General features: G+C 59.9%; 17 protein-coding genes, 1 pseudogene and 1 riboswitch. Of the genes and pseudogenes, 10 read left to right on the forward strand and 8 right to left on the reverse strand.

Translation table 11 applies throughout. The annotated features are described in order from the left end of the window. The first annotated feature begins 45 nt into the window (after nt 1-45). A protein-coding gene (locus AWU74_RS10315; protein ID WP_162504820.1) for an IS5 family transposase occupies nt 46-821 on the forward strand; the annotation gives its coding sequence in 2 pieces (ribosomal slippage) (nt 46-424 and nt 424-821; 777 coding nt in all). 332 nt (nt 822-1,153) lie between these two features. Here AWU74_RS10315 and AWU74_RS04645 read toward each other — a convergent pair. Further along, a complete protein-coding gene (locus tag AWU74_RS04645) occupies nt 1,154-1,648 on the reverse strand; it encodes a hypothetical protein (RefSeq protein ID WP_062328100.1) in 495 nt (164 codons plus the stop codon). Nucleotides 1,649-1,696: 48 nt separating this feature from the next. After that, nucleotides 1,697-2,098, reverse strand: a complete 402-nt coding sequence (locus tag AWU74_RS04650; RefSeq protein WP_238580165.1) for an HIT family protein — start codon at nt 2,096-2,098, stop codon at nt 1,697-1,699. A 596-nt stretch (nt 2,099-2,694) separates the two neighbouring features. Here AWU74_RS04650 and AWU74_RS04655 point away from each other — a divergent pair. From AWU74_RS04655 to AWU74_RS10320, 5 genes are all read left to right on the forward strand, one after another. After that, a complete protein-coding gene (locus AWU74_RS04655) occupies nt 2,695-3,420 on the forward strand; it encodes a DUF4469 domain-containing protein (RefSeq protein WP_062328105.1) in 726 nt (241 codons plus the stop codon). Between the two features lie 161 nt (nt 3,421-3,581). Further along, nucleotides 3,582-4,922: a tetratricopeptide repeat protein gene (locus AWU74_RS04660; protein WP_062328108.1), complete on the forward strand. Its 1,341-nt coding sequence runs from the start codon at nt 3,582-3,584 to the stop codon at nt 4,920-4,922. A gap of 107 nt (nt 4,923-5,029) precedes the next feature. Next, nucleotides 5,030-5,608: a tetratricopeptide repeat protein gene (locus AWU74_RS04665; protein WP_062328110.1), complete on the forward strand. Its 579-nt coding sequence runs from the start codon at nt 5,030-5,032 to the stop codon at nt 5,606-5,608. 494 nt (nt 5,609-6,102) lie between these two features. Then, on the forward strand, nt 6,103-9,582 hold the full coding sequence (gene dnaE / locus AWU74_RS04670) for a DNA polymerase III subunit alpha (protein WP_062328113.1): 3,480 nt from the start codon (nt 6,103-6,105) through the stop codon (nt 9,580-9,582). 554 nt (nt 9,583-10,136) lie between these two features. Next, nucleotides 10,137-10,912, forward strand: a protein-coding gene (locus AWU74_RS10320) for an IS5 family transposase (protein WP_162504822.1) whose coding sequence is annotated in 2 segments (ribosomal slippage) — nt 10,137-10,515 and nt 10,515-10,912 — 777 coding nt in all. Because the reading frame shifts where the segments join, the coding sequence is not laid out codon by codon here. A gap of 1 nt (nt 10,913) precedes the next feature. Here the strand turns inward: AWU74_RS10320 and AWU74_RS04685 are convergent. The 4 genes from AWU74_RS04685 to thiD form a co-directional block, all read right to left on the reverse strand. Next, nucleotides 10,914-11,654, reverse strand: a complete 741-nt coding sequence (locus tag AWU74_RS04685) for an HAD family hydrolase (protein ID WP_062328119.1) — start codon at nt 11,652-11,654, stop codon at nt 10,914-10,916. Between the two features lie 178 nt (nt 11,655-11,832). Continuing rightward, a complete protein-coding gene (gene thiE / locus AWU74_RS04690; RefSeq protein ID WP_062328122.1) occupies nt 11,833-12,501 on the reverse strand; it encodes a thiamine phosphate synthase in 669 nt (222 codons plus the stop codon). After that, on the reverse strand, nt 12,486-13,337 hold the full coding sequence (thiM, locus tag AWU74_RS04695; RefSeq protein WP_162504823.1) for a hydroxyethylthiazole kinase: 852 nt from the start codon (nt 13,335-13,337) through the stop codon (nt 12,486-12,488). The genes thiE and thiM overlap by 16 nt, the downstream gene beginning before the upstream one ends. Nucleotides 13,338-13,745: 408 nt before the next feature. Then, nucleotides 13,746-14,555, reverse strand: a complete 810-nt coding sequence (gene thiD, locus AWU74_RS04700; protein WP_062328124.1) for a bifunctional hydroxymethylpyrimidine kinase/phosphomethylpyrimidine kinase — start codon at nt 14,553-14,555, stop codon at nt 13,746-13,748. A gap of 112 nt (nt 14,556-14,667) precedes the next feature. Then, a riboswitch (TPP riboswitch) is annotated at nt 14,668-14,779 on the reverse strand. Between the two features lie 841 nt (nt 14,780-15,620). On the opposite strand from thiD, the gene AWU74_RS04705 reads away from it, so the two are divergent. From AWU74_RS04705 to AWU74_RS10330, 4 genes and pseudogenes are all read left to right on the forward strand, one after another. Next, nucleotides 15,621-16,367 (forward strand): DUF6675 family protein, encoded by a 747-nt coding sequence (locus AWU74_RS04705; protein ID WP_062328127.1) that lies wholly within the window; start codon nt 15,621-15,623, stop codon nt 16,365-16,367. After that, entirely contained in the window at nt 16,354-17,523 is a 1,170-nt protein-coding gene (locus AWU74_RS04710) for a mannose-1-phosphate guanylyltransferase (RefSeq protein WP_062328130.1), read from the forward strand. The genes AWU74_RS04705 and AWU74_RS04710 overlap by 14 nt, the downstream gene beginning before the upstream one ends. Then, nucleotides 17,516-18,574 carry an MraY family glycosyltransferase gene (locus AWU74_RS04715; RefSeq protein WP_062328132.1) on the forward strand — a complete coding sequence of 353 codons (1,059 nt, stop codon included), beginning with the start codon at nt 17,516-17,518 and terminating at the stop codon, nt 18,572-18,574. The genes AWU74_RS04710 and AWU74_RS04715 overlap by 8 nt, the downstream gene beginning before the upstream one ends. Nucleotides 18,575-18,660: 86 nt before the next feature. Next, a pseudogene (locus tag AWU74_RS10330) lies at nt 18,661-19,474 on the forward strand (IS5 family transposase). Between the two features lie 206 nt (nt 19,475-19,680). On the opposite strand, the gene AWU74_RS10335 reads toward AWU74_RS10330, so the two are convergent. Continuing rightward, nucleotides 19,681-20,250, reverse strand: coding sequence for a hypothetical protein (locus AWU74_RS10335; protein ID WP_187150841.1), 570 nt, complete (start codon nt 20,248-20,250; stop codon nt 19,681-19,683). A 200-nt stretch (nt 20,251-20,450) separates the two neighbouring features. Then, nucleotides 20,451-21,767, reverse strand: coding sequence for an aminotransferase class I/II-fold pyridoxal phosphate-dependent enzyme (locus tag AWU74_RS04730; RefSeq protein WP_062328139.1), 1,317 nt, complete (start codon nt 21,765-21,767; stop codon nt 20,451-20,453). Between the last annotated feature and the right edge of the window lie 22 nt (nt 21,768-21,789).

Raw genomic sequence — 21,789 nt, forward strand, 5'->3', positions numbered from 1 at the left:
CTAGGTAGTGTGGACTGGATAGGGGAAAAGAGGTAAAATAGAGGCATGAAAAGAAATGAAGGCATTCACCGGCACGATATAAGCGACGAGGCGTGGGAACGGATAAAAGAACTGCTGCCCGGACAGGCAGGGAAACGCGGGGGAGTGGCGAAAGATAACCGCCTGTTTATCAACGCGGTAGCGTGGCAGACGCGCACGGGCGCTCCGTGGAGGGATATACCGCCGGAATTCGGGAATTGGAACAGCATACACAAGCGGTTTTGTCGCTGGCGGGATAAGGGAATATGGAGAATGCTGGCGGACGCCGCAATAGGCGAGCCTGCCGGGGATATCTTTATGATAGATTCGACGTATATCAAGGCACACGCGGACGCATGCGGGGCACAAGGCGGCAGTCAGGACATTAGCCGCACAAAAGGGGGCTGAACAGCAAATTGCACTTGGTAGTCGACGAGTACGGGATGCCGGCAGGCGGCATTGTGACAAGCGGTACTGTCGCGGACTGTAGCCAGGCGCCTCTCCTTATGGAGGATTTGGAGGCGGAAGCGTTCCTTGCGGACAAAGCGTATGACACGAACGAACTGCTCGGCATGCTTAAGGAAGCGGATATAACAGCCGTCATCCCTCCGGTTAAAAGCCGAAAAGAGCAAAGAGCGTACAGTCATGAGCTGTATCGGGTGCGGCACGTCATTGAAAACGTCTTCCGCGCCCTCAAGCGCTGGCGGGGAATTGCCACACGCTACGCAAAGCTCACCGCTTCCTTCATCGCCGCTATTCATGTCAGGTGTTTATTCCTCTACCTTCCAGTCCACACTACCTAGAACAGTGCCTCTCTCCTGCCCTAGACAGAGCCTCTCTCCCGCCTAGAACAGTGTCTCTCTCCTGCCCTAGACAGCGTCTCTGTTCCGCTCTAGACAGAGCCTCTGTTCTAGCCTAGGTAGAGGCTCTGTTCTGCTCTAGACAGTGCCTCTGTTCTGTTCCTCGGCAAATCGCCCGCCAGCCTATATGCAAAAGAAGCAGGGCTTTCGCCCTGCTTCTTTCATCCTTTGCGTCTCGCCCTATGGCTTCCGCCTGCAACTAATCCTTCACGGCAGACACGGTAAATGCTTACCCGTAGTACGGCACAAAGGCTTTCGCCTGTCGGTCGGATTGCTTATCGATAGAAGCGGTATTTGCCGGGCCAGAACCGGACGCCGAGGTTCACCGGAACCGACCAAAACGTCTCCGGTTTGCTGCTAACGCGGATACCCGCGCCCGGAGCGATTTGCAGGTACGGCTCGATAAACCTCTCTGCCAGCGAAGCGTATACGCCGACCGGCACCCGTATGCCGCCGTATAGCGCCTTGTCGTCACCCAGACGGACGCTGCCGGACAGCCCGAAGCCCCAGAACCAGTAGAGCGGCTCCTCGATTCTTTCTTCGCCCAGCCACAGGTCGGCGGTCAGCCCCAGTTCAAAACCGTTTTTCTGCAAGAGAAACTCAGCCGCCGCCGCCCACGGCGCGTCGTCCCCTTTAAGGGTAAACGCCGCGTTCCCGCTGAAGCCGTCGCGGTACATTCCGCCGGTCTGCGCCCCGATTCCGAGCGCAAACGCCTGCGCCATTCCCGCGCCCAGCAGCGCGACCGCCAATATTAATGCTTTCTTGTTCACGCCTCTCTCCTGCCGCTGCTATTGGCGCGCCCGCGTCCTGAGCGCCGTTCAGTCGATTTTCAGCTTTTCGTGCATTTCCTCAAGCGAATGCCGGCACGCGCGGAGCTTGGGAAAGTCGTACACGCCGTCGCCGTTTTTGCGCGGAAATATGTGGAAGTGCAGGTGGAACACCGACTGCCCCGCGCTCGGCTCCGTCAGCGAAAAGACGTTCGCGCCGTCATAGCCCGCGTCGTTCACGTAGTGCCTGCTCACGGTCTGCACGCCGCGCGCCACCGCAGCCAATTCCGCAGGGTCGCAGTCCAGAATGTTGCGGCAGTGCCGTTTGGGGACGACGAGCGTGTGCCCGTCCACGTCGCGCGCCGCGTCCAGAAAAGCGTAGACGCGGTCGTCCTCGTATATCTTGTAGGCGGGCAGCTCCCCCGCAATGATTCGGCAAAAAACGCAGTCCACGACGCCCTCTCCCTTCGGGCTATACCATAGCCGCATTCGCGCGGCGTGTCAACGGAGCCGCCGGCTGCCGCCGGACGGCATACGGAGGCGGCGGAGATAAACAGTCGCCCGTGTCTGAAGCGCTGACACGGGCAGGTATGGAGTCCCTACGTGGGTAGGTTTGAACTCCCTACGTGGGCAGGTTCGGGATCCCTACGTGCGCAGGTATGGAGTCACTACGTGCGCAGGTTCGGACTCCCTACGTGCCCTCACAAAACCCTGCGTGGGCGGGAGACGGGCGCGCCTCTGTGCCATGCGGCGGGGATAAACAGTCGCCCGTGTCTGAAGCGTTACCCCGCAGGGGTAACGTCCGAGTTCCCTGAAGGAACTCGGCATATAGGGCGGGATTATCGAGCGGGAGAGAAAGGGAACGGGCAAAGCTCGTTCCCTTTCTCGTCTCATAGGGGCAGCGGTTTTGCCGTTTCCCCTATGACGGCATATAGGCTTTCACCTGTCGGCATATCGCTTGGTAGCCACAGTAAGTGCTTGCCCGTCTCCCGCCTCTGCTTCGCGTAACGCCGCTTGTATATTCCCGGCAAAGCCGCTACGCTGTCCGCATGATAGACTATATTCTCAGACAGAACACCCTCGCCGCAAGCGGCGGGGAGCCCGCCGGCTACCACGCGCAGACCGTGCAGACAAACTTCCGCACCAGAAGCGACTTCCTCAACACGATGATGACCCTTCGCGGCGGCATAACGCGCGGCGAAGCCGAAGCGGCGCTCGAGCTGGTGAGCCGCGCATTCATCGCCGAACTGTCCGACGGAGGCAACGTCAGCCTGCCGGAACTGTTCAGCGCCAAAATCGACATTCAAGGCGTCTTCCCCGAAGCCGATTCCGCGTTTGACCCCGCCGCGAACAGCCTGCACGTGGGAATCCGAGCCGGCGCCGCCGTCCGGCGGGCGATCAGCGGTGTCTCCACCCACCGCGTGAGCGACTCCGCGAGCGGGCTCTATATCGGGCACGCCCGCGACACCGGCTCCGGCACGACCGACGACCTGCTGACGCCCGGAATGGTGCTGCAGATACTCGGCACCAAGCTGAAAATCGTCGGGGAGCGGGACGTTGTCGGCGTGTTCTTCGTCGGCGAAGACGGCGCGGAGACCCCCGCCGCCGAACACGCGCTGTCCCGCAACGGCGAAAAGCAGCTCGACGTGGTCGTCCCCGCGCTTGACCCGGGCGAGTGGCACGTCAAGGTGGTAACCAAGTATTCCGGCAGCGCCACGCCCCGGAATACGCCGCGCAGCTACACCTTCCCCATTCCTCTCAGCGTTCACAATTAGCGGCCGGCGTGGTTTTACCGTGCGGAGCGCGGCATTCGCCTGACACGCGCACTTCACAAGCCCCGACGCGGGCGGGAGGCAAGCGTCGGGCAGGCTTATCGAGCGGGAGAGAAAGGGCACGGGTTCGCTTCCATTCGGAGCGCCCACGACAGAGGTATATGATGAACATAAAACGCGCCGCATTAGGACTTGTCATTGCCGCCGCACTTTTTTCGTGCGCAACTGCGCGGGGTGCTGCCCTTGCCCCTAAAAAAGCCGCGCCGAATACCGCACGCGCGGCTTTTGACAACGGCATGCTCTTCTTCGAGCGGGGCGACTACGGCACCGCGATAGAATGCTTTACGGACGCGCTGAAGCTCGACCCGAACGACGCGTTAGCCTACGGTTTCCGCGGCGATGCCTATCGCAGCAAGGAAGACTATGACCGGGCTATTGCGGATTTGACACAGGCAGTCAGACTCGACCCGAATGACGCGTTTGCCTACCGTAGCCGCGGCGCTGCCTATTACGGCAAAGGTGACTATGACCAAGCGATTGAGGATTCCACCCAAGCAATCAAACTCGACCCGAACAACGCGTCAGCCTACAATGGTCGCGGCGCTGCCTATTACGGCAAAGGCAACTATGACCAAGCGGTCGCGGATTTGACCCAAGCAATCAAACTCGACCCGAACAACGCGTCAGCCTACAATGGTCGCGGCGCTGCCTATTACGGCAAAGGCAACTATGACCAAGCGGTCGCGGATTTGACCCAAGCAATAAGGCTCGACCCGAATAACGCGTTTGCCTACCGTAGCCGCGGCGTTGCCTATTACGGCAAAGGCAACTATGACCAAGCGATTGAGGATTCCACCCAAGCAATCAAACTCGACCCGAACAACGCGTCAGCCTACAATGGTCGCGGCGCTGCCTATTACGGCAAAGGCAACTATGACCAAGCGGTCGCGGATTTGACCCAAGCAATAAGGCTCGACCCGAATAACGCGTTAGCCTACTATAATCGCGGCAATGCCTATGACAGCAAGGGCGACTACAACCGGGCTATCGCGGATTTTACCCAAGCGCTGAAGCTCGACCCGAATAACGCGTCTGCCTACGGCGGTCGCGGCGCTACCTATTTCAGCAAAGGCGACTGCGACCAAGCTATCACGGATTTGACCCAAGCGCTTAAGCTCGACCCGAACAATGCGTCAGCCTACAATAATCGCGGCATTGCCTATGCCAAAAAAGGCGACTACGACCGGGCGCTTGCGGATTATACGCAGATAATCAGGCTCGACCCGAATGACGCGGTAGCCTACTATAATCGCGGCAGTGCCTATCTCAGCAAAGGGAATGAACGGTTTACGCGACGTGGCACCTACTATAATCGCGCCGATGCCTATCACAGCAAAGGCGACTATGACCGGGCGGTCGCGGATTTTACCCAAGCGCTCAGGCTCGACCCGAATGACGCGAGTGCACAAAGGGGGCTTGAAACGGCGCGGAGACGAGGGCGGTAGGCGGAACCCCGACGCGGGCGGGAGGCAAGCGTCGGGCGGGCTTATCGAGCGGGAGAGAAAGGGCACGGGCTCGCTTCCATTCGGAGCGTCCACGACGGAGGCATACGATGAGTACGGAATATACAGACGCGGACGCGTTTATTAAGGAAGGCGTTCTCTTTGCCGGGCGGGGCGACTTAGACAACGCGATAATGTGTTTTACGGAAGCGCTGGCGCTCGACCCGAACCTTGCGGACGCCTGCAATAATCGCGGCTACGCCTATGCCCGCAAGGGCGACTATGACCGTGCGATTGCGGATTTCACCCAAGCGCTGGCGCTCGATCCGACGAATGCGTCAGCCTACACTAATCGCGGAGCTGCCTGTCTCTACAAAGGCGACCGCGACCAAGCGATTACGGATTTCACCCAAGCACTCAGGCTCGACCCGAATTATGCGGCGGCCTGCTATAATCGCGGCGTTGCCTATTACGGCAAAGGCGACTATGACCAAGCGATTGCGGATTTCACCCAAGCAATCAAACTCGACCCGAATGACGCGGAAGTCTACAATGGTCGCGGCGCTGCCTATCTCGGCAAAGGCGACCGCGACCAAGCGGTTGCGGATTTCACCCAAGCAGTCAGGCTCGACCCGGATGACGCGGAAGCGCAAAAGAATCTTGAAACGGCGCGGAGACGGGGGCGGTAGGCGGAACCCGCCGGGCGCTTTGCCGAGAGGCGGAAACCCCCGCGCCCGCACAGAAGGCACAGCCTCTATGCGGCTTACCTCTATGATCGCGAGTTTGCGGTAAGCGAAGCGGCGCAAACTCGGTAGCACGCCAAAGGCGTGCGCAGAACTCGGTCGCAAGCCAGCGGTGTGCGGTAGCGCACTGAACGACCTCTACGCCGCGAGTTTACGACACACGAGTTAGTCTCTCTGCCGCACGAGTTTGCTCCGCAAACTCGGTAGCACGCCAAAGACGTGCGCAGAACTCGGTCGCAAGCCAGCGGTGTGCGGTAGCGCACTGAACGACCTCTACGCCGCGAGTTTACGACACACGAGTTAGTCTCTCTGCCGCACGAGTTTGCTCCGCAAACTCGGTAGCACGCCTCTACCTATATGCCGAGTTCCTTGAGGGAACTCGGTCGCAGACCTACGATGCGCGGTAGCGCACCGTAGGTCTGTGCGCTATACTGCGCACTATGAGCGATTTCATACACCTGCACGTCCACACCGACTATTCCCTCCTCGACGGCGCGGCGCAAATCAAGCCGCTCCTCGCGCGCGCGAAGGAGCTGGGCATGAGCGCCCTCGCGATTACCGACCACGGCAACCTGTTCGGCGCGCTGCACTTCTGCAACGAAGCCAAAAAGCAGGGCATAAAGCCGCTCGTCGGCTCGGAGTTCTACGTCGCGGGCGGTAGCCGCCGCGAGCGCACCGGCACCGAGCAGGGCAAACAGGCGTACCACCTCATACTGCTCGCCAAAAACCGCGCCGGCTACCGCAACCTCATGACGCTCTCCTCCCTCGCCTACACCGAAGGCTTCTATTATAACCCCCGCGTCGACAACGAGCTGCTTGAGCGCTACCACGAGGGGCTTATCTGCCTTTCCGCCTGCATTTCGGGCGAGTTGCCCCAGCTTTTGCTCGCGGGCGACCGCGCGGGGGCGGAAGCCTTCGTCGCGTGCTACAAGCGCTGGTTCGGCGAGGACTTCTTTATCGAACTGCAGGATCACGGGCTTGCCGAGCAGCGCCGCGCCGCGCCGCGCCTTATCGCGCTCGCCCGCGAGACCGCCACGCCTATGGTTCTCACGAACGACGCGCACTACGTTTTGCGGGAAGACTGGGAAGCCCACGACGTGCTTCTCTGCATAGGGCGGCAGGAAAAGCTGAACGACCCGTCGCACAAAGGCTACGGCGCGAAGGAGTTCTACCTCAAGAGCGCGGACGAAATGGCGCGGCTCTTCCCCGAAGAGCCCGAAATGCTCGCCAACACGAAGCGCATAGCCGACCGCTGCGAGGAAGACGTGATTCCGCAGTACGACGTCGCCGATCTGAAGGACTGTCTGCCCGCCTACGCCATTCCCGCCGGCTTTGCGAGCGGCGAGGCGTACCTGCGGCACTTGGTCGAGGAGGGGCTTCGGAACCGCTACGGGCAGGTTACGGAGGAGCTGACGGCGCGCGCCGAATACGAGCTTGGCGTTATCGCCCGAATGGGCTTCACCGGCTACTTCCTCATAGTGTGGGACTTTATCAACTGGGCGAAGGGGCGCGATATACCTATCGGTCCGGGGCGCGGTTCCGGCGCGGGGTCTATCGTCGCGTATGCGACCGGAATCACCGACATAGACCCTATCCGCTTCAAGCTGCTCTTTGAGCGCTTCCTGAACCCGGAGCGTATCAGCATGCCCGACTTCGACATAGACATTTGCAACGAGGGGCGGCAGGCGGTCATCGACTACACGCGGCAGAAATACGGCGACGAGCAAGTGGGGCATATCGTAACGTTCGGCACGCTGAAAGCCCGCGCGGTCATAAAAGACGTGGGGCGCGTGCTCGACGTGCCGCTCAGCGACGTGAACATGCTCACCCAGCGCGTCCCCGATTTGCCGAAGGCGCATTTGAAGGACGCCTTCGCCGAAAACGACGGCGTGCCCGGCTCCGGGCAGCTTGCGGAGTTCCGGCACGACCCGCGCTACGAGAAGATGTTCGACATTTGCTTCAAGCTGGAGGACGCGAACCGCAACACGAGCCTTCATGCGTCGGGAATCGTCATAGGCAAAAGCCGCCTGCCGGAATGGGCGCCGGTGTTCATGTTCCGGGACAAGAAGACCGACACCGAGAAAATCGGCACGCAGTACTCTATGGACATAATCGAGAGCTGCGGCTTGGTCAAAATGGACTATCTGGGGCTGAAGACGCTCACGCTGATTACGCACGCGGAGCGTATCATACGGAAGCGCCCGGGTCTGGAGCGGTTCTCGGCGGACGCGGTCGACGAAGCCGACAAAAAGACGTTCGCGCTGTTCTCCAGCGGCAAGACGGCGGCGGTGTTTCAGTTTGAAAGCGCGGGCATGCAGAAGGTGCTGCGGCAGGTGAAGCCCGCGTGCATCGAAGACCTCGTCGCGTTGAACGCGCTGTACCGCCCTGGTCCTATGGACTTTATCCCGCAGTTCATAGAAGGCAAGGCGGACGAGCGCAAAATCAAGTACCCCGACCCGTGCCTCAAGGACATTCTGGCGGAAACCTACGGCGTCATGGTGTATCAGGAGCAGGTCATGCAGGTCGCCCAGCGCATAGCGGGCTACTCGCTCGGCGGCGCGGACTTGCTCCGGCGGGCTATGAGCAAGAAGAAAGCCGAGGTTATGGCAGCCGAGCGGCAGAAGTTTATCGGCGGGGCGGCGAAGAACGGCTTCGGCGAGAAGCACGCGGGCGATATTTTCGACATTATGCTGCCGTTCGCGGGCTATGGTTTCAACAAAAGCCACGCGGCGGCGTATTCGGTGCTCGCCTACCGGACGGGCTACCTCAAGGCGAACTTCCCCGCCGAGTTTATCGCGGCGAACCTGACGAACGAAATTGACAACTCCGACAAGCTCGTGAACTACATAGCGGAGAGCCGCGCGGTAGGAATCGGCATTGTGCCGCCGGACATAAACAAGTCTGACTGCGCGTTCGGCGTGGACGGCGGCAAAATCGTGTTCGGGCTTCTGGGCATTAAAGGCGTGGGGGAAGCGGCGGCGGAGAAAATCGTCGCGGAGCGGCAGGCGCGCGGCGCGTATAAGGGCTTCCTCGATTTCCTCGACCGGAACGACCTCCGCGCGGTGAACAAGAAGGCGCTCGAATCGCTTATCATGACCGGCTGCTTCGACTCGTTCGGGCAGTCGCGGGCGACGCTGTACCTGAACGCGGGGCGGGCGGCGGAATACAGCGAGCGCAAGAAAGCCGACAGCGCGAGCGGGCAGGGGAGCCTGTTCGGGGATTCGGGCGAGCAGGAGTTTTCGGCGTTCGCCTTCGAGGAAGCGCCGGACTGGGACAAACTCAAGAAGCTGAGCGACGAGAAGGAGCTTATCGGCTGCTACGTGTCGGGGCACCCGCTCGACGACTGGCGCGCCGCAATAGAGTCCGCGGCGACGCTCACGACGAAGCGCTTCCGGGACGCGCAGGCGGACAAAACCTATACGCTCGCCGGAATGGTGAAGAACGTCCGGCAGATGACGACAAAGAAAGACCACAAGCCCTTCGGCTTTGCCGAAATCGAAGACCTCGAGGGGACGGCGGAGGTGGCGGTCTGGACGAAGGCGTGGGAGTCGTTCGGCAGCCGCCTGCTGAGCGCGGCGGCGGAGGGCGTTCCGGTGCTGGCGTTTTCGGGCAAGGTGCGCGACGGCGGGGACGGCGGCAGGCGGACGTTCGCGGCGGAGGAGCTACTCGACCTGAACAGCCTGAAGCCGCCGGCGGCGCGCGAGCTGCATATCCGGCTGGAGGGGGGCTTCGCCGAGGAAGCGCTGTACCCGCTCCGCGACCTGCTCCTTTCGCAGACGGGGCAGTGCGCGGTGTATTTCCACGCCGAAGCCGAGGGGCAGCCCGTTACGGTGAAGACCCCGCTCGCGGTGCCGGGCACGGAGGCGTTCATCGAAGCGCTGAAGGAACACCCGCTGGTGGAGTCGGTGTGGAAGGAGTAAGCGGCGTTCGGCGTTGCCCTTTCGGGCAACGTTCGAGTTTCTTGAGGAAACTCGGCATATAGGCTTTTCCTTATGCTTTGCCTATAGGCAAAGCCCATTTACGGCAACCTTCTCGGCGAAGGGGCAAGAGCCTCTCGCCCGTGCGCATGTCAGCCGCAAACGCAGCAGCGGGTTCCGCGCCTTCTCGGCATATGGGCTTTCACCGATAGGCGAGAATCTCTCTGCCGGGTTTGCGGCGGTCTCATGCAAGCAGTAGCGCGTGTCTCACGCAAAGGCGGCGCATAGGTTCTTGCCTATATTGCCCGCGAGCGTGCGCAAGCGAACTCGGTAAGCAAGCCGCAGGCTTGCGACAGTTCCGTCAAGGAGCTCGCCCCCGCAAAGGGGAATGCGGGTACAGAGGCAGCGAACTGAACAGCGTCAACGTGCTGGAGACAGCACAGAGACACCTGCACGGACAGGTGTGAGACGCCCACTTGCCCTGCCGAAGGCGAAAACTTTTATGCCGTTCACTAGGCAGTGTGGACTGGATAAGGGAAAAGAGGTAAAATAGAAGCATGAAAGAAAATGAAGGCATTCACCGGCATGATATAAGCGACGAGGCGTGGGAACGGATAAAAGACCTGCTGCCCGGACAGGCAGGGAAACGCGGGGGAGTGGCGAAAGACAACCGTTTGTTTATTAATGCGGTAGCGTGGCAGACGCGCACGGGCGCTCCGTGGAGGGATATGCCGCCAGAATTCGGAAACTGGAACAGTATACACAAGCGGTTTTGCCGCTGGCGGGACAAGGGAATATGGAAAATGCTGGCGGACGCCGCAATAGGCGAGCCTGCCGGGGATATCCGTATGATAGATTCGACATATATCAAGGCACACGCGGACGCGTGCGGGGCGCGCGGCGGCACTCAGGACATTAGCCGCACAAAAGGGGGCTGAACAGCAAATTACACTTGGTAGTTGACGAGTACGGGATACCGGCAGGCGGCATTGTGACAAGCGGTACTGTCGCGGACTGCAGCCAAGCGCCTTTCCTTATGGAGGATTTGGAGGCGGAAGCGTTCCTTGCGGACAAGGCGTATGACACGAACGAGCTGCTCGATATGCTTAAGGAAGCGGATATAGCAGCAGTCATCCCTCCGGTTAAAAACCGGAAAGAGCAAAGAGCGTACAATCATGAGCTGTATCAGGCACGGCACGTCATTGAAAATGTCTTCCGCGCCCTCAAGCGCTGGCGGGGAATTGCCACACGCTACGCAAAGCTCACCGTTTCCTTCATCGCCGCCATTCATGTCAGGTGTTTATTCCTCTATCTTCCAGTCCACACTACCTAGCCTACCCTATATACCGTTGCCCGTAGGGTAACGCAAAGTCCGCCCGCGCCTTAAACTCGTCCCAGCACGCCTTGCCGCTTTCGTCGTATACCGCGGCGACGCCCATTCCCGCCGCGCGGACGCCGGAGAGCGCGGCATACAAATCCTCGAAGACCACGCAGTCTGCGGGCGGAACGCCGAGCAGCCGGGCGGCGGCGAGGTACACGTCGGGGAAGATCTTGTCGCGGCTCGCTTCGCCGGTGTAGCACACGGCGGAAAAATAGCCCCGTATGCCGTGCCGCGCGAGCACGACTTCGCAGGCGGCGGGGAAGCACGAGGTTGCGACGGCGAGCCTGACGCCGCGCTCATGCAGCGCCCGGAGCAGCGCCGCCGCGCCAGCCTTCAGCGGCACGCCGTGCGCGTACTGGTCGCACGCCATATCCTGCCACTCGGCGAGCACCTGCGCGGGGGACAGCGGCTCGCGGTCGGCAGTGCGCCGCAAGTCCGCGCCGAACCGGCCGAGCACGTAGTCCGCCGACTGCGGAAGCGTCATCAGCGCAATATCCCGCTCCAGCGTATCGGGCGCGGATACGCCCCTGCCCGAAAGCCAGTCGCGGCACAGCGTGTCCCATACGTGCAGGGAATCGGTCAGCGTGCCGTCGAGGTCAAAGATTGCCGCCTTGTACCGCGCCGCAAGCGTTTCCGCAATCTGCGTCATAGGCACCGCACTTTGCGGCAGATGCTTCATATCAGTTTCCCGCATTCATTTGCACCGGCTGGCATTGTACGCAAGCCGTCCCGTGTGCGCTTGTCGGCGCGTCCGTGCAGGGCGTGTTTCACCGTGCAGCGATTCGTCCCCGCCCGCTTCCCGTCCGCCGAAGTTTCCGAGTCTTTGGCAAGCAGCGTATACGGTAGCGGGCGGCATTAACGTACAGGCGCATTCACGACCCGGACACCAGTTCCTTCAGTTCACGCGCCGCCGCCTCAACGTCGTCCTGCGAGATAATGCCGGAGACGAGCGCGATTCCCGCCGCGCCGGTCTGCACGACGCTCCGGGCGTTGCCCGCGTTGACGCCGCCGATTCCGACGACGGGGATACGCACCGCCCCGACTATGGCGCGGAGCCGCTCCAAACCGACAGCCTCCCCCGCGTCCGCTTTGGTATCGGTCGGGAACACCGCCCCCGCGCCGACATAGTCCGCGCCGTCCCGCTCGGCGTCGAGCGCTTCCTGCACCGTGCCGACGGACACGCCGATAAACAGGCGGCTTCCCGCCAACTTCCGCGCCGCGCCGAGCGGCAGGTCGGTCTGCCCGATATGCGCCCCGTCCGCTCCGGCGGCGAGCGCCACGTCGAGCCGGTCGTTCACCACCAGCGGGATTCCGTGCCGCTTGGTTACCGCCCGCACGCTGAGCGCAAGCTCAAAGAAGCTGCGAGCTGAAGCGTCCTTCTCGCGGAGCTGCACGAGCGTAACGCCGCCTCTAATCGCCTGCTCGACGCACTCGCACAGGTCACGCCCCCGCAGGAGCCGCCGGTCGGTGCACAGGTACAGCAACAGGCTCTTTCGCGGCAAGTTCCCTACAGGACAAGCGTTAATTACAGGCAGCGGCATTCTATCCTCCCTTCCGCCAGCAGCGCGGAGCCGGTGATTTCGGCGACGCAGTCGACGAGCGCGACGCGGAACGAGCCGGGGAGCCGCGCCTGTTTCGCGGCGCGTTCCCCCGCAAGCGACATAGCGGTGATAGCCGCGACCGCCGCCGCGAGCATATCGCCGCCCGCCCCGGCCGCCGCTGCCGTCGCCCCGCACAGCGCGCCCGCCATACAGCCCGCGCCGGTGATTTCCGTGAGCAGTTCCGTGCCGTTGTGCAGGCGCACCAGCCGCGTCCCGTCCGTAATCACGTCGGCTTTGCCCGTAGCGGCGACCGTGCAGCCGTACTTCCGCGCCACGGCGACGGCAGCTTCCTCGATGCCCGCAATGTCGCCGTCGCTGTCTACGCCTTTCGTCGCGCTGGCGTGCCCCGCGAGCGCCATAATCTCCCCCATATTGCCCTTAATCAGGTCGACCCGCCCCGTGCGGCAGATGCGGGCAAGCACCCCGAACAGGTGCGGAATCGCCCCGCAGCCCACCGGGTCGACCACGACGGGTTTTCCCGCCAGCTTCGCGCCGAGCGCCATTTGGTACCCGGCCATTTCGTGCTCCTTTATGTACGTGCCGAAGTTGATATACGCCGCGCCCGCAAGCTGCACAAAGTCGAAGGCCTCGTCCTGCGCGTCGCACATGGCGGGAGACGCCCCGAACGCCAGCAGGACATTCGCGCAGTCGTTCACGGTAACAAAGTTGGTCAGGCAGTCCACGAGCGGCGAGGTTTCCCGCACCGAGTCCGCCAGCCGCGCCGCCTCGCGGAGCAGCGCCCCGGCGTCAGACGCGCCCGAATGTCGTTCATTCATTGAAATCTCCTTCTGTCAGTATGTGTCTTTCATAATTCGCCGTGCCGTTCCGCTATCCGCACCCCGGCGATTCTTCACAAACGCCCCGCCTTTCGGCAAACCTTCACGGTAGCCTCGCCGGAGGAAACAGCCGCCATAAACGGCGGGACAAACAGGCGGGCATAAAGCGTTCCCTGTAGGGAACGTCCGAGTTCCTTGAGGGAACTCGGCACATAAGTTTGGTGCGCATGAAGCGAGGCGTTTGGTGCGCATGAAGCGAGGCGTTTGGTGCGCATGAAGCGAGGCGTTTGGTGCGCGTGAAGCGAGGCGTTTGGTGCGCGTGAAGCGAGGCGCTTGCCGCATGTCGCGAGGCGCTCGTTTGCGCGCGGCTTCTCCGATATGCGCCTGCCTCCGCGCGGAAAACGCCGCTCATTCCCCGGTCCCCACGCCCGCCCTGCGGTAGAGCGCCGCCAGATGACCAACCGGTCCCGTGCCGTGCCCTAGGGCGTATGCGTCGCGTATTGCCTGCGTAACGTATGCCTTCGCCGCCCGCGCCGCTTCTTCCGCCGAGTCGCCGAGCGCAAGCCGACAGGCGATAGCGGCGGAAAGCGTGCAGCCGGTGCCGTGCGTGTGCGCGGCGTCGAGCCGTTCCCCCTCTATGCGGACAAAGCGCCCCGCCGTCAGCAGCACGTCCGCCACGTCGCTCCCGAAACGGTGCCCGCCTTTGATGAGCACGCTCTTCGCGCCCGACGAGGCGATTTTCTCCGCCGCTCGGCGCAGGTCGTCCTCGTCCCTAATCGGGAAGCCCGCGAGCAGTTCCGCTTCGGGGATATTCGGCGTAACGACGTCCGCGATAGCCACCAGTTCGTGCATGACGCCGACCGCCTCGCGCCGCAAGAGGGGATAGCCGCTTTTGGACACCATTACCGGGTCGACGACGACGTTCCGCGCGCCGAAGCGCAGCAGGCTGTCGCGCACGGCGCGGATGACAGGCGCGTTCGACACCATTCCGGTCTTGACGGCGTCCACGCGGATATCCGCGAACACGGCACTGATTTGCGCCGCGACCGCCGAGACGTCGATTTCCTGCACCTCATACACCGCCTGCGTGTTCTGCGCGGTAACGGCGGTAATCGCCGTCATGCCGTACACGCCGAGCGCGCACATAGTCTTGAGGTCTGCTTGAATCCCCGCGCCGCCGCCCGAATCGGAACCGGCAACGCTCAGCACATTCTTCACGGCAACTCCTGACGGCTGTCTTCCCGATACGGCGCGCGGGGAAGGGACGGCATACCTAGTATGCGGGCATAAAAAGGCGCCCCCGCGCAATGCTAAAGCCGCGGGGGCGCCGGACTGAACCTGTGTGCTTCCCTCCGCCGGCATTATCCGGATCAGGTTATCGGGTCTGCCGCGTCGATTCGCCGCATCTCAGCCGGAACAATCCAGCACCCCGCGCGCGGGATAAAACCAGCGGCTTTATCCCGCGCCATGATTATGCGCCGCACTATACGCGCTTTTGCGGGAAGCGTCAAGGCATTACCCCGTGCGCCGCACGGGGTAACGTCCAAGTTCCTTGAGGGAACTCGACATTAGAGGTAAAGCTTCTATACCGTAATTACGGATAAGCGCCGAGCGGGGCTATCGAGCGATATGCCGCTCTGTTCGTTGCCTCTGTGCTGTTCAGTACGTTACCTCTGTGCTGCCCTATTCGTTGACGCTGTGCTGTCCAGTTCGCTGCCTCTGTGCTGTTTTATTCGCTGACGCTATGCCGCCCGCCTGTCGGTCTCACACTTGGGCAGTAAGTCGGCACCTTACAGTGCAGTAAGCCGACAACATACTGCCCAAGACAGTGCCTCTCGTCCGCCCACAAGAGACACTCTCGTTCGGCGGTGCCGCTCTACCCCACCGCCGCGGTCTTCCACTCGACCGTTTGCCCTGCGTCAGCCGCGACCAGTATATGTTGCGCCCAAGCGAACCGAGCGCCAGCCTAAGCTGCTCTAAAGGGACAGCGAAGCGGCGTACTGGACAGTTGCTAGGCGGTACGAAAGCGACATAACGCGGTATTGGACCGGCAGAGACGGCAGGCGTTTGTTCCTTTTTCTTCCCGCCAACACCGCTTAGACTGAATGCGCAAAGTCGCATATCCTTGCAGTAGAGAAGCGCAAACCGTTTGACATTCAGTACGAGCGCGGCTATATTCAAATCAGCCTTGCCGCGAAATAGCTCGCGAATTTGAATCTGTGCCGAAAGAAAACGCCGAATGGACGCATGAGCCAACCGGCGTATCCTGCGAGGATACCGCGTATGCTGCGCCTGAAAATGTTCGCGCCGATTGTTTCATTGTTGCTGTGCGCGCCGCTTGCTGCGGAGGTTTTTAACCAAAACCTTCCAGCCGACGAACGAGAGAAGCTCGCCGCAGGCGAAGTGCTTATCCGCAATATCGGCAAGGCGCAAAATATGTCGCTCAACCCGGCGAACGAAGCTGCGGAACGCGCGCTCGGCGTGGTTGCAAAGCTGAATCCGAACTATCTGGTCGAAATCATTCAGTTGCGCCCCTATGACGAAACGCTGATTGCGAAGATGCGCGGCATTTTAACCGACGTGCCCGCATACAAAGGAATCCCGTATTTCTCCGAAAGCTCCCAAACCTATTACGAGCTATATTCTCGCGCCGACGTGCTGTCGAAACACGAACGCGCGGAAAATGGCGGCGTGTTGACGGATATCAGCGCGGAACTCTATATGAAGCCGTTTACCGTGATTGCCGCGCATATCGTGATACAGACGGGCGGAGACACCCTTTTTTACCAATACGAAAACACCAATAGCATACGCACAGACGGTTCTTCCGTCATTACCGACAACATATCGCTCGTCCGCGCAAACCATATGCAGTCGCTCATCTTAGTGTTTAGGCAAGATGATTCGCTGATATTGTACGGAATCGGCGGGGTACACGCGCCGTCGGTTCCGTTCACGAGGAAAAGAGTGGAAACATCTTTTTTGAACCGCATTAAAACGTTTTGCCAGTATGTGTATGAAAAAATATAACACGGACGGCGTTGTTTCGCGCCCCGCCGTCCGCAGTGACGCTGGTTTTACCGACATTGTTATTCTTGCGGGCGGTGTCGGCGAGCGCCTCTGGCCAGCCTCGACGAAGGCGCACCCGAAACAATTCATAAAGGCGTTTGGCGAGCATTCTTTTTTCCAAATGGCGGTCTCTCGTGCGCTTGCGCTGAAACCGTCCGGAGTCATTATGGTGATTACGCGGCGGGAATTTGTCGATATTGCCGCCGCAGAGTGCGCTTCGTTCGCGTCTTCCCTGCCGGAGGCAGAACGGCTTTTTTTAGAGAGCGCATTGGTGATATTCGGCGAGCCTGAGCCGCGCCACACTGCCGCTGCCGTCGAATGCGCGTGCATGTTTTCGCGTTCGATATACGACAGCGTCGACGGACGGACGATGCTGGTGTTGACGAGCGATCACATTATCAAGCCGGAAACAATGTTTGTCGCTTCGTGCGGCGCCGCGCTGAACTCGGTGCGGGGAGACCGATTCGTGTGCTTCGGCATTACGCCGGACTTTCCCGCGACAGGCTTCGGCTATATCAAAACCGACGGGTACGCGTCTGAATCGGATTCGGCGCTCGCAGTCCGTTCGTTTCACGAGAAGCCGGACGAAAAAACCGCACGGACATACATTGCTGAAGGAAACTGCTGGTGGAACAGCGGCATGTTCGCTTTTATGGAATCGCACTATCTCGCCGAAATTAACCGTTTCGTGCCGGAGTTGTCCGCTGCGTTCGAACCGTTGGCCGCAAGCAAGCCGGAACTTTCCCTCAAACAAAACATACGCGTCATACAAAAATGGAGCGGACTCGAATGGGCGTATTTGGCGTCGCCTTCTATATCTATCGACAATGCGGTCGCCGAAAAAACTGCATATGCAAGCTGCGTACCCGCTGCTTTTAGCTGGAGCGACGTGGGAAACAGGGACGCATTCGTCCAAAGCATTCCCTGTCCAATGCATAATATCGTGAACGTTGAAAGCGACGATTGTTCTGTATATTCAGATATTCCGGTGGCATTGTGCGGAGTTTCCGGCTTGATCGTCGTCATTCAGGACGGACAGGCACTCATTCTAAAGAAGGGGAAAAGCGATTTGGTGCGCGACGCGGTGCGGCAAATCGCTTTATGTAACAATGGATAAGCAAGCACTTATCTTTTCTTTCGGAGCGTGTGCGTTCACGGTCATCGTCATTCCGCTGGTTCTGCGGCTGTGCAAAAAAAACTCGTGGTACGACAAGATGAATGCCCGAAAAATCCATACGGAGAATATCCCTCGCCTGGGAAGTCTCGGTTTTGTCCCTGCGTTTTTTATTTTTGCCTCTGTATTTGTCAGCAAGCAGGATACAGGGCTGTTCCTGCGCTTGTTGCCGCTGTTTGCCGCTGGTTTTATCGTGTTCATATTCGGGCTATGCGACGATTTTGCGGATTTGCCGGCGGGGATTAAACTTGCGGGGCAAGTGCTGGCGTCGTTCATTCCGCTCGCGTTCGATTTCCGGTTTACGCAATTCGGGCCGCTGCAGCTCGGCGCGCTAGGCTACGCGTTAACATTCGTATGGTTTATCGGCTCGATAAACGCCTTCAACCTGATAGACGGCGTTGACGCGCTGTGCGGGAGCCTTTCGTTTTTTCTCGCGCTCACGCTTGGAATCATCTGTCTGCTCACTGGGAAGCCCGTCCTTCCCGGAATCTTTTTTGTGCTCGCGGGCAGTCTGTTTGGATTCCTGCTATACAATAAACCGAAGGCGAAGATATTCATGGGCGACGGCGGCAGCCAATTTTTGGGCTTCGCGTTCGCGGTGTTTCCGTTGTGTGGCATTTCGGCGTTCGTCGACTACAACCTGTTTCCCCTGATGATTGTGCTCGTCTCGATTCCTGCGCTGGACACGGTTGCGGCGGTGTGGCGGCGGAAGCGCGAGCGGCACTCGTTTTATACGGCGGACAGCGCCCACCTGCACCATAAACTCCTCCGCATGGGGTATACGACGCGGAGCGTCCTCGCGGTTTTGCTCACTATTCAAGCGGGGCTGTGCTGCGTCGCGGCGTTCGCGGCAACGGTGCTCGGCGGCAAGCGGGGTTTTTTTGTGTTGGGCGGCGCGTTTGCTGCGATGACGGTCTTCTTTGCGCTTATCCACTACACCTACCGCGCGGTAAATCGACAGAGCTTTCCCCGTGCGGCGGGTGAAAAACAGTAACAAAAAGAGCGTAAATTCCCACCTCAAAAGGGCGGGGAGTTCTAGGCAGTGTGGACTGGATAAGGGAAAAGAGGTAAAATAGGAGCATGAAAGAAAATGAAGGCATTCACCGGCACGATATAAGCGACGAGGCGTGGGAACGGATAAAAGACCTGCTGCCCGGACAGGCAGGAAAACGCGGAGGAGTGGCGAAAGACAACCGTTTGTTTATCAACGCGGTAGCGTGGCGAAAGACAACCGTTTGTTTATCAACGCGGTAGCGTGGCAGACGCGCACAGGCGCTCCGTGGAGGGATATACCGCCAGAATTCGGGAACTGGAACAGCATACACAAGCGGTTTTGCCGCTGGCGGGATAAGGGAATATGGAGAACGCTGGCGGACGCCGCAATAGGCGAGCCTGCCGGGGATATCTTTATGATAGATTCGACGTATATCAAGGCACACGCGGACGCGTGCGGGGCACAAGGCGGCACTCAGGATATTAGCCGCACAAAAGGGGGCTGAACAGCAAATTACATTTGACGGTTGACGAGTACGGGATACCGGCAAGCGGCATTGTGACAAGCGGTACTGTCGCGGACTGCAGCCAAGCGCCTCTCCTTATGGAGGATTTGGAGGCGGAAGCGTTCCTTGCGGACAAGGCGTATGACACGAACGAGCTGCTCGATATGCTTAAAGAAGCGGATATAGCAGCAGTCATCCCTCCGGTTAAAAGCCGGAAAGAGCAAAGAGCGTACAATCATGAACTGTATCGGGCGCGGCACGTCATTGAAAACGTCTTCCGTGCCCTCAAGCGCTGGCGGGGAATTGCTACGCGCTATGCAAAGCTCACCGCTTCCTTCATCGCCGCCATTCATGTCAGGTGTTTGTTCCTCTACCTTCCAGTCCACACTACCTAGGGCGGGCATGAGGCACCTGCACGGGCGGGCACGAGACACCTGCACGGGCGGGCACGAGACACCTGCACGGGCGGGCACGAGACACCCGCCCGCGCCGCGTTCGGGCATAAAAAAAAGAGCGGGGCGCGCGCCCCGCTCTTTCGCGTCCTGCCTCTGCAAATTTAAGAACTCTTGCAAAACTGACTTTTGTTTCTTTTCCGTTCATTCTAAAATATGAGTTGCGTACGTAATCCTACGCAATACAATAGACTTGTGTGAAAACGTACCCAGCAGTATTTGGGTCTGCTTGTGCTGTATCTTTCTGTCGGTATTCCAGCATTATTTAATCTTACTTCCCAGTTTCTAGCATCAACCCGCCACCACTCATAAATTGTTGTCCACCCATTTGGATCTGACGAATAACCGTCACAATCTCCACTTACTTGAGCACCACCCTTAAAGTAGAACGTATAGTCGCCGTCATTAAATTGGGCGGCAGCAGCTTTTCGTTCGCCCGACAGCTTGCTGGCGGAATCCTTTTCTCCGGCGGCAGATTCAACTTTATTTGCTGGATTCACATTTTGACAGCACGCTAAAAATATACTGCCGCCAATTATGAACGAAACGCTTAAAAATGCTATTACTGTTCTTTTGTTCATTTCTTTTACCTCTCCTAAATAAAACCCGCTCGCCCCTATTTTTAGAAACGGCGGGAAAGATTTTTCGCCTCTCCGCCTGTACGCCGTCATAGGGAAAGCGGCAAAACCGCTTTCTCTATGAGACGAGAAAGGGAACATGCTTTGCCCGTTTCCTTTCTCTCCATTTCGGCAATCCCTATACGCCTTTACCCACAGGCAAAGCCGTTATGCCGCGAGTTTGCGGTAAGCGAAGCGGCGCAAACTCGGTAGCACGCCTTCGGCGTGCGGCAGTTTCCTCAAGAAACTCGGTCGTTACCTGTGCGGGGAGTACCCCGCACCGACCTATGTGCCGAGTTCCCTCAAGGAACTCGGTCTTTACCCGTGCGGAGCACGGGTAAAGCCTCTGCCGTGCGGTAAACCGCCGCATACACGGCATCGATTTGGTCGGCGTCTACGCTGGAAAACGCTATTCGGAGCGTGTGCCCGTCTATCGCGACGGTGCCGATTCCCGATTCTTCCAGCAGGCGGAGCCGCAGCGCTTCGGCGTCGGCGCAGCGGAAGCTCATAAAATAGCCGGAGTTAAAAGGCAGCGCTTCGAGCGCGGCGCAGTCTGTGCGCGCCGCGACAATCGCGCGGATTTTCCGGTACCGTTCCGCAAGCTCGGCGCGGAAGCGGGCTCTGTGTTCTTCGGCGCGCGGCTTGCCGTAAGCTTTGAGCAGCAGGCTTTGAGACGGCGTCGCGGAACAGGACACGGACGAGCGGATAAGCCCCATAAGCTTCTGGGTCAGCGCGTCGTACTGCGCGCCCGTCACGCCTTTGCCGGCAAACGTGAGGAAGCCGCAGCGGAAGCCCCAGACGAAGTCTTCCTTCGTGGGGCCGTCGAGTTTTGCCGCGAATATGTTCTCGTGCATATCCGCAAGGTAGGCGAACAGCGACTGCCGCTCGACGTCGTCCTCAAACGCCAAGCCGAAATAGGCGTCGTCGCAGATGACGAGGAAGCGGCAGCCTTTTTCCGCGCCCTCTTTGAGCAGGGCGCAGATTGTGCGCGCTTCCGCAACGGTCGGGGAATAGCCGGAGGGGTTGTGCGGGAAGTTCAGCAAAAGCCGCACGGCGCCTTTCGCTTCCTCCCGCTGAAGCGCTTCTTGGAACGAGCCGAAGTCTATTCCACCGTCCGCGAGCATATTGAACGGCTTAAAGGCTGCGTTTCGCCGCGCGGCGGAGATAAGCTCATAGTTGTCCCACGCGGGACCGCCGGCAAGCAAGGCGTCGCCTTCCGACAGAAAGAGGTCGCAGAGCAGGGAAAGCCCCGCGGTGATACCGGACACCGCTACGGGCAGGGAAAACTGCGTGTGCTGCAGCGCGGGGTTTTTGGCGACGATGCTCTGTTTCCACAGCTCCCGTAGCTCTTGATTTCCGGCGGTCGGCGCATACGCGACGATTTCGGCGGCGCTCAAACGCGGCAGTTCCTCGGCGATTTCCGGCAGGATTGCCGGTTTTCCGCCCTGCGTCATCATGCCGATGGTCGCGTTCGCGGTTTTCGCGCGCTTTTTCGCGTCGGCGCCCTGCGCGATAATCCCGTGGGGAAAGTATATGCGCTCGCCCAAATCGGACAGAAAGCTGCCGGGCACGGAGCCTTTCAGAGCGGCGTTCAATTCCTGCGCTAAAGAATGCATCATAATGGCTATATCTTATTCTTCT

It is taken from the genome of Treponema endosymbiont of Eucomonympha sp., from assembly GCF_001028545.1.